We start from the raw sequence: 8,022 nt of genomic DNA on the forward strand, positions 1-8,022 counted from the left end.
TTGCAAGCGGTTGGCGAGAGCGGGCGTGGTGCGTTCGTCCGCGTCAGTGCACTAGAGATGGCCGTACGAGGGTTATGACAGCTTGCCCAACGGCGCCTAGTGATTGGAGCTGTCACGCTTGCTCGGACCGATGCGGTGAAAAGGCAGCGGGAAGGTTATCTGGGGGTAATTCGTTGCTGTTTGACATTTACATTCCTCGACGACCGCGATACCGAACATGCTGTACGTATTTCATTGGTTAAGCTCCGCAGATTATGCGATGAAGTCTTTCCCGTGCATACCAATCGTAAGATTATACAGTGTATGACATCTATGACGCATGCTATCCATCACGGTCAAGGTATCGACCACGAAGATAATGTCTTCAGGTCAGACACCTCGCTCTTCAAAGCTGCTTTGGACAGCATCGGTGAAGCAGTTGTTGTTACAAGCTCACAACTTAGCTGGCCGGGTCCGATTATCGAGTATGTTAATGAAGTTTTCTGCCTAATGACTGGTTACTCGGCTGGAGAGATTATTGGTAGTACCCCGCGCATTTTACAAGGTCCGTTAACCAACCGTGCTGTGCTGGATCGCCTACGGTCTGATTTGGAGGCGCGAGAATATTTCCAGGGTGCGGCGATAAACTATCGCAAAGACGGTACGACTTACCTTCTTCACTGGCATATCACACCTCTGCGCAATCGGGCTGGAGAACTGACCCACTGGGTTGCCCTTCAACGTGAGATTAAGCCAGACACACAGGTTGACGGGCGGCTTGAGACGGGAGTGCAGCGCGTTCGCCAGATCGCCAGCCAGGCTGCAGCTCGCTTAGATCGAACGGTTTCTCCACCTAACAGTGCAAGTCAGATTCCAGACCGGCGTGAGGCAGATGCCCGCGACCTCCAGAAGCAAGTGCATGACGTAGTCGCTACCGTACGATCGATAGCACGCCGAACGGCTGAGGCGCATGAAGAAGCCGAAGATTATGCTATGCACCTCGATGGACGTATAGGTGCGGTCGGGCGGTTAAAGAGTGGTCTGTTGCAAACACAGGGCTACAAGCTGGAATTAGGATGGCTTGTTGCCCAGGAGCTGCTTCCATTTGACGTTCCAGGCGACAACAGAATACGAATCAAAGGTCCAATGATTTATCTTAAACCACGGATTGCTGAGATCATCGGGTTGGGTATCCATGAACTTGCTACCAATTCACTTAAGTTTGGTGCATTGTCCGTGGACAAAGGTTGTGTGACAGTCAGTTGGCGCGTCGGTGCTCGGGGGAACGTGCCTCACATCAATTTCAAATGGGTCGAAAGCAGTGCAGAAGAGATAAACTGTACACCTACGCGCAAAGGGTTCGGCATGAAATATTTAGAGAAGATAATGCCTGGCGACCTTAACGCGAGAGCAAAAATTAAGTTTTATTCAACAGGTCTAGACTATCGAATGACGGTTTTTATGTCCGATGAAATCGGCGATGATATTTAAGTAGACTTCGAAGTATGCAGAAACGACGGGTCAAACTCCGAGTAATCGCACAATCTTTCAAAATTCAATATTTTGATATGGCCTCTTTGATATTGAAGCAGTTGACTATTGCGTAAAGATTGCATGATACGGTTCATGTGCACAAACGAAATCGCTACAGCATCTGCCAAATCTACTTGAGAAAGACGTAAGTCATAACTGTTGTCGGGAGCCAATCCAATCATCTGCAGGCGGACTAATAACTCGCAGAAAAGATGTCCTAGTCTTTTGTCAGCGGGACGACTGTCATTGACGAGCCATTCTCGCTCAATCTCCAGTTCCACTAGTGTCGCCCACCACAAGCCGCGAGCAATTCCTATGTGCTTCGCGGCCAATTCATCAAGTGCCTGACGCTGCACATCTACAATCTGGCAGCGAGTGAGTGCTCCAAAGTGCCAATCGGAGGGATAATAACAAGATGAGTAAAGATCATAGAAATCTCCCGGCAGAAGAATGTGCACAATGCGACGTTGTCCGTCAGGGCGGAGCTTATAACGACAGGCAATGCCGCTTACAACAAGTGGAATAGTATCGATACCTTTAGTTATTTTTATGTCTTCTCGCGAAGGTATGCATCGAGAATTAAGAGTTATTTCTTGTAACGCATTCCTCTCCACCTGCGACAGTGGTCCGGCATGCTCCAATCGTCCGATAAGGGGGTTTGATGCCACCGCTTTCTCCCGACCTTATTTGAGACGCTTCACTATTCAGGAGAGTGTATCAATATATTGCTGGGATTTGCAAATTGATGCTGGCAGTCTCCCGGGCGCGACGCATGCTCCTAATGCGCCGTCGTTGGCGTTCGGGAGTGTGTTCCGACTTGAGTTTCGCCCCTTCCCTGCCTTGCTCGAACCACTCGCATTGTGACGCACACGATGGTCGTTCTAAGCTGAGCCTGACCGCGCGTCGTCATACACGTTACGGGCGGCCAACCGGTGTGGACCCATTACGCGGTCTGCCAGGTTCTCAACGTTCGCAAAGAGCACCGTTTCAGCGTGATCGGGATGCTCGAGCCTAGTGCATTGACGTCAACAAAATGTACAATGGTCGGCGAGATTTCCCCCCGCACCTCCAAGTTCTTAGCGAACGAGCCCGTGGTGTGTTCGTTGCTGTCTGTGCACTAGGATGCCGTCCAACACTCATCAGGCTTAGGGTCAAAACTCTATCAGCTTGGCCTTGCGAAGGGCTGCTGAGGGTGGAAAGCGGATGGCCCCTGCGGGTCACCGGCCCCAGACAATAGGTGAGTGCTCCTCTTGATCAGGGTTTTCGGCCACGAAGGGCGCATCCTCTCCGAGCCAAATGCTCGCGAAGGTCATGGTGGCCGTATAGACGGTCAGGTTACGCGCATTGCGGACGATGACCGTCAACGCTTGCCGATCCCCGTCCTTCGGTATGACATCCCGTGCAATCGCAGGAAGGGCCGACATGGCTTCGGCCCTAACGGCATCTGAACTACTGCACTCGGTGCCGACATCATCTCGTGTCTGATGCTGCCCATCGTGGATGTCAAAATAGTAGCGGGCCATGGGGCCCTCAGCCGTGAGTGCCAAGGCCGCAACGTTCTCAGGCTGTTGATGTTCTGTATGATTTCGCACCGAGGGTCCGCAACGGGTGGATAGCGGGCATTTCCACACCCTCTAAGCGTTCAGGGCCGCGAGCGGACCACGCACGGGCCAGAAACCGCACCGGTGAGGAGGCGGTGCGGTCCTCTGCGGCAAGATATTTATCGATTGTCCCCAATTAGAACGCCAAACGAAAAATAGTTTCCGCATTAAATGGCCACAATTCCAACTGCAGCTCAAAATTCGTGTGCCTTTTGTTATATCACAATCACAACCTATGTGCTAAGATGGGCCATCATTAGCTAACTACGACAGGTGCTAATGGCTGGGAGAGGCGTGCGCTTCCACCTGCAAAGAAAGGGGGAGTCGCTATGGCCCCCACACCAATCCCCTCCCTGGACATGCTCATCCGCAAGCTGGAGAGCATCGCGCGACTCTCCGACGAAGAGCGGCGGGCCATCGAGCGCCTGCCTATCACGGGCAGGCATTTGGCTGCGCACCAGGACATCGTGCGGGAGAAGGACCGCCCGTCGCAGTGCTGTCTCCTCCTAGAGGGGTGGGTGTGCCGCTATCAGGTCCTCAGCGAGGGCAAGCGTCAGATCTTCTCGTTCCACATTCCAGGCGACATTCCCGACCTGCAGAGCCTGCACCTGCGAGTGATGGATCACAGCGTGTGCACGATGACGCAGGCCACGGTGGCGTTCATCCCTCATGAGGCGATGCTCGAGTTGACGGCCACCTTCCCAGGCATTGCGGCGATCCTCTGGCGTGACACGCTCGTGGATGGAGCGGTCTTCCGGGAGTGGATGACAGGGATGGGTCGACGCACGGCCTTGGAGGCGGTCGCCCACCTGTTTTGCGAGATGTACGTCAAGCTCGAAGCGGTGGGGCTCGCGCGGGATCACGGCTACCGGCTGCCGCTCACGCAAGCAGATCTCGGGGACGCGCTCGGGTTGTCGAACGTCCACGTCAACCGCACGCTGAGAGAAATGCGTGAGAGCGGGCTAATCACGCTCCACAGCGGGAAGCTAGAGATTAAGCATTGGCAGGAACTCGCCAAGCTGTGCGACTTTGATCCGACGTATTTGCATCTGGAGCGGCTGGCTGCATGAGCCTCCACCTTCAGCCTGTGCCGATTACGACGGGCAGTGGTGATACGGAGAGTCTGCTGGTGTTCGCCGATGGCTTCCTCGTGGCCGTTCTGGTGTGCCTCTCTGACGATCATGGGGATGAAGCGGGCATGTGGTTCTTGAAGGCGGGGTTCGGGCCGGGTTGAGGACCCGAGCCAGCCCAAGTTCGCCGATCTAGACGAGGCGCAGGTGTGGATCCAGCGCCGACCGGACGGGCCTTGATAATGTTGCCAGCAGACCTTCGTTGAAGCCGCACGGGATGGCTCCTACGGGTCGGAAGCTGACTCCCACACGGTCAAGCTGATTGGGTTTTGGTCCTGGGGCGTTCACTGCTATTGTCCGCCACTCCAAGTGGTGCATGATCTTGGCCTTCGGCGACGCCCTTCGGTATGCCACCGCACCAATGCGGGACCGTACTAAGTGGATGTCATTAGTCTCATGTGAAAGGGCACGATTTCGCATTCTCCAGGGACGCGAGCGCCCGCCAAGGTCCCATCCCTCAGGCGGGCGTTCTGCTGTCTGGAGATGGCGAGTCGTTGTTCATGTGTGCCGTACAGCCCCGAGGCTCGACCCGCGGCTTGCCCCCAGCCACCTCATGCTCTCTGGCCACACGACTCCGTCGCCTGAGCACCCGATTAACGTCACCAAGCCCGACAGCGATGTTCCTCTCACTCAAGCTGCATCCGCTATTGTATCATTTGTTAGTGATGAGCTGAGCCGTTTGCCTATGAAGGCGCACTCTCATTCTTCATAGGCGATTCGATGATTTCGCAGACCTCCTGGTGTGAGCCCGTCGTGGTGAACACCGGCAGCCCTGACCAGCAGGGTTATTTACTCTTCGTGGATGACAAGCTGGTTGCCGTCCTGGTTCGCATCGAGTGTGATGAGGAACTTGACGGTGCGCTCTGGGGGCGCTGGTGCTTAGAAGCAGCATTCGGTCCATGCAAACAAGCGAGTGGCTCGCTGACGTTTGCGACTCCCGCGGAAGCACTTGAATGGGGTGTGAGGTGTGTCGAAGCTCACGAGCAAAGCAAACAACCGCTCTTGTACGCTGCATGAGCAGCCTTTAACGCTAGACATAGCACGCGAAGTTTGCTGCCGTTGGTAGCTAAAAGTCGACTAATCCAATCGAGATATGCTAATTAATTTGGTAGACGTGCAGTATCTAAATCTTACATCTTAGGCGTACCATAGTATTAACTCTCGCGTGCCGCAATCTAACACGCGAGAGGGCTGGAATTGGTTGATTACTTGCCCTTCAAGGCGTCCTTGATGCCGCCTACGACGTTTTGTACCTTGCCCTTTACCTGATCGGCGATGCCCTCGTTCTTGAGCTTCTCATCACCCGTGAGGTTGCCAGCACCTTCTTTGATCTTGCCACTCAGGTTCGTGGCGGAGCCCTCAACGCGATCCTTATCGACGGTCATTTGGCTCTCCTCGCGATACAGCACCCCAGTAAGAGGTCGGTACGCTAACGGTGACCCATCCTGATGCGTTCCGGCAGACACGTTCCTAGCCGTTCGCTTGCACGGCCTCGGTGCCGGATCTGAGGATCGAAATGACTGCGTCGCGCTTCAGATTCAGCGTCGCTCGATCTTTATTCCCGTCCTTATTGCGACGCATACCACAGCCCGACACAGCCGCTGATACGATGCGGCTACAAGCCATCACAGCGAGGCAGCAGCGTGCGTTTCATCAGCATCTTCGGGGCGCTTCTTGCAGTCGCCCTTGTCGTCACGATCGGTGCCCTGTTCAGCCTCTTGATGATGCCGTTTCGGGCTGTGATGGCGTTTCGTCGGTCCTGATCGCCCTTGAACCGGATGCACCCTACCCTCAACAGCTCTGACCCTTGTCTCTCCCCATCCGATCCCGCATTCTTAGCTGTACGTCTGTCAGGGTGGATGCGGTGGTTCAGGGTCAAAGCATGCATCTCTGTCTCGTCCACGGGTCACCGACCGGGATCCTCACAGCGGAGATAGTAACTGCTCTATCATGCCTAGATAGCATAGCATGATAATATCGATATCGAACCAGTCTGCATTCTGCAATTCAAATAAATCTTACTATCTTGTATTTTTTTTGCTGTATGATCAGGAGCAAGATAATAATCATATCTCTAATATTCGCATAGGCATTTTCTATTGATAATGTGAAGTCGCTTGCGCGCCTTTTCTCGCTTCGCTCGTACTACTTGCTTCTAAGAGGTGGAGGGTGGAAGTGAGAACATACCATTTTCGTATATTGATTATTTGATATTCAATTGAAATGGGTAACTACCTCCACCCTCCACCTCGAGAAGGAAGGGTATTGGCGAAGTATCGAAGTTGTCCATGCATGCGCCTTACTTGTAAATAAATCGTTGTGATTAGCGTTAGTCGGCCTGTCTATCTCTATCGATATATAACTTGAGGAATTCAGACATAAACTTCAAATCACCTATGCTCATTTTCATGATAATCATATCAATTTCGGTTTTAAGGTTCAACATATCATTAGTGGAAGGCGTATCGTTGAACATATATCCAATGGGAATACCAGTAACATCGCAAATCCTCTGAAGCGTATCTATGGTTGGTAGGTTCACGCCCCTTTCGATATTACTAATAGCTTCTTTGCTGCGATCGATGGCCCCTGCCAGTGCCTCTTGAGTCAGACCAGCGCCTTCACGGGCTCTACGGACTCTCGTCCCTATGGCGTAGTTCAATTCCGGTTTCATGAAACGGAGTGTGACTACGACTTCTTCGGTTGCCCACGGATCAAAATACTATATTATCCCGTCAAAGCGGAGTTCTCTCCGTCTTAGGGATGTGGCGATGACCATCATCAGGCGGCTAGCATTACTAATAATCGCAATCGGCGCCGTGGCAGGTTCGGCAAAGGCACAGGACCGGCAAGGCGACACGGACAGGCGCTTGGTGACGCCCTACGTTAGAGCGGCAACGGACTGTGTGGCCTCCGCTGTAAGGGCCCGTCTGTCTGCCTCGCCGTCCCAGCTTCAGCTCCGCGCAGTGATCAATACCGTTATCGAGACGCGTCTATGCAGCGAGGCGATATCAGACCTCGTGGCTCGATATGACAGCGTGTATGGCGGAGGAAGTGGTTCGGAGTTCGTGAGAGGGCCCTATCTCAGTGACCTTCCAAGGGCCGTCAGAGCACGCTTGGCGGTCAATGATCGAGTTACAACAACGCCCTCGGCATCAGTCACAACCCTACCCTCATCTGCCCACATTATCAGTAATGACGACGGCAAAAGTCGGCCTCAACCATCTGCAGTCAGACATGTCAATGACGCTACGGGGCAGTCATATATTAATAACGGTGCTAGTTTTAGAGAGATAACCGACGATGATTTGAAATATTATCTCTCAGTGGCGTTGGCCGTAATGGTGGGAAGCGCATTCATCTTGTTCTTGTTGGGATGCGGATCAAGATATGTAGTATTTTCGTCGATCGGAGATGTCGGAATGGCCGCCTCTATATTCCTTACCCCTATAGCAGTAGTTATAGCTGCCTCTTTGTCTTTTATTGCGTTCTCTAGCCGTGAAGCTATGCCACCGCTCGAAATAATCGCGATATCAAAATCAAATCCTATGTTGACTTTAGTTCTAATAATGGGATGTCTAGTATGGATATGGAGTTTCTTCGGAACGATCGCTAGTTCCATATATTTCAACGGCCCGATTGCGGGATCATTGATCGCTTGTATGAAGTTATCTGCAACATTAATGTTGGTGATCATATGGATTGGTTCTTTCTATGTCGAGGATTGATCGGCCCCCACGAGGTGGTCCAAGTTCAAAGTTAGTGCAGTGTCGGCGTTT

8 protein-coding genes are annotated in these 8,022 nt (G+C 52.9%); 4 read left to right on the forward strand and 4 right to left on the reverse strand.

Annotation, left to right across the window (positions count from 1 at the left end; genetic code table 11):
- Positions 1-135: 135 nt before the first annotated feature.
- Positions 136-1,470 (forward strand): PAS domain-containing protein, encoded by a 1,335-nt coding sequence (locus MFF64_RS35995; protein WP_238193802.1) that lies wholly within the window; start codon positions 136-138, stop codon positions 1,468-1,470.
- Here the strand turns inward: MFF64_RS35995 and MFF64_RS36000 are convergent.
- Positions 1,467-2,180: a Crp/Fnr family transcriptional regulator gene (locus tag MFF64_RS36000; RefSeq protein WP_238193804.1), complete on the reverse strand. Its 714-nt coding sequence runs from the start codon at positions 2,178-2,180 to the stop codon at positions 1,467-1,469. The two genes, MFF64_RS35995 and MFF64_RS36000, sit on opposite strands and share 4 nt — an antisense overlap.
- A gap of 549 nt (positions 2,181-2,729) precedes the next feature.
- Entirely contained in the window at positions 2,730-3,035 is a 306-nt protein-coding gene (locus MFF64_RS36005; RefSeq protein ID WP_099902602.1) for a DUF6894 family protein, read from the reverse strand.
- A gap of 407 nt (positions 3,036-3,442) precedes the next feature.
- On the opposite strand from MFF64_RS36005, the gene MFF64_RS36010 reads away from it, so the two are divergent.
- Both MFF64_RS36010 and MFF64_RS36015 read left to right on the forward strand, forming a co-directional pair.
- Positions 3,443-4,183, forward strand: a complete 741-nt coding sequence (locus MFF64_RS36010; protein WP_099902599.1) for a Crp/Fnr family transcriptional regulator — start codon at positions 3,443-3,445, stop codon at positions 4,181-4,183.
- Positions 4,180-4,347 (forward strand): hypothetical protein, encoded by a 168-nt coding sequence (locus MFF64_RS36015; RefSeq protein WP_238193806.1) that lies wholly within the window; start codon positions 4,180-4,182, stop codon positions 4,345-4,347. Before MFF64_RS36010 ends, MFF64_RS36015 begins: the two co-directional genes overlap by 4 nt.
- A 1,101-nt stretch (positions 4,348-5,448) precedes the next feature.
- Here MFF64_RS36015 and MFF64_RS36020 read toward each other — a convergent pair.
- Positions 5,449-5,628 (reverse strand): CsbD family protein, encoded by a 180-nt coding sequence (locus MFF64_RS36020; protein WP_099900944.1) that lies wholly within the window; start codon positions 5,626-5,628, stop codon positions 5,449-5,451.
- A 944-nt stretch (positions 5,629-6,572) separates the two neighbouring features.
- On the reverse strand, positions 6,573-6,905 hold the full coding sequence (locus MFF64_RS36025; protein WP_238193808.1) for a helix-turn-helix domain-containing protein: 333 nt from the start codon (positions 6,903-6,905) through the stop codon (positions 6,573-6,575).
- A gap of 109 nt (positions 6,906-7,014) precedes the next feature.
- On the opposite strand from MFF64_RS36025, the gene MFF64_RS36030 reads away from it, so the two are divergent.
- Positions 7,015-7,971, forward strand: coding sequence for a hypothetical protein (locus MFF64_RS36030; protein WP_238193810.1), 957 nt, complete (start codon positions 7,015-7,017; stop codon positions 7,969-7,971).
- Positions 7,972-8,022: the final 51 nt, after the last annotated feature.

This window comes from Methylobacterium frigidaeris (assembly GCF_022179185.1).
Taxonomy (GTDB): domain Bacteria; phylum Pseudomonadota; class Alphaproteobacteria; order Rhizobiales; family Beijerinckiaceae; genus Methylobacterium; species Methylobacterium frigidaeris.

Bases quoted from the DNA above. Each gene is read 5' to 3' on its own strand.
- MFF64_RS36005 (WP_099902602.1), bottom strand. From the start codon at position 3,035: ATGGCCCGCTACTATTTTGACATCCACGATGGGCAGCATCAGACACGA.
- MFF64_RS36010 (WP_099902599.1), top strand. From the start codon at position 3,443: ATGGCCCCCACACCAATCCCCTCCCTGGACATGCTCATCCGCAAGCTG.
- MFF64_RS36015 (WP_238193806.1), top strand. From the start codon at position 4,180: ATGAGCCTCCACCTTCAGCCTGTGCCGATTACGACGGGCAGTGGTGAT.
- MFF64_RS36020 (WP_099900944.1), bottom strand. From the start codon at position 5,628: ATGACCGTCGATAAGGATCGCGTTGAGGGCTCCGCCACGAACCTGAGT.
- MFF64_RS36030 (WP_238193810.1), top strand. From the start codon at position 7,015: ATGACCATCATCAGGCGGCTAGCATTACTAATAATCGCAATCGGCGCC.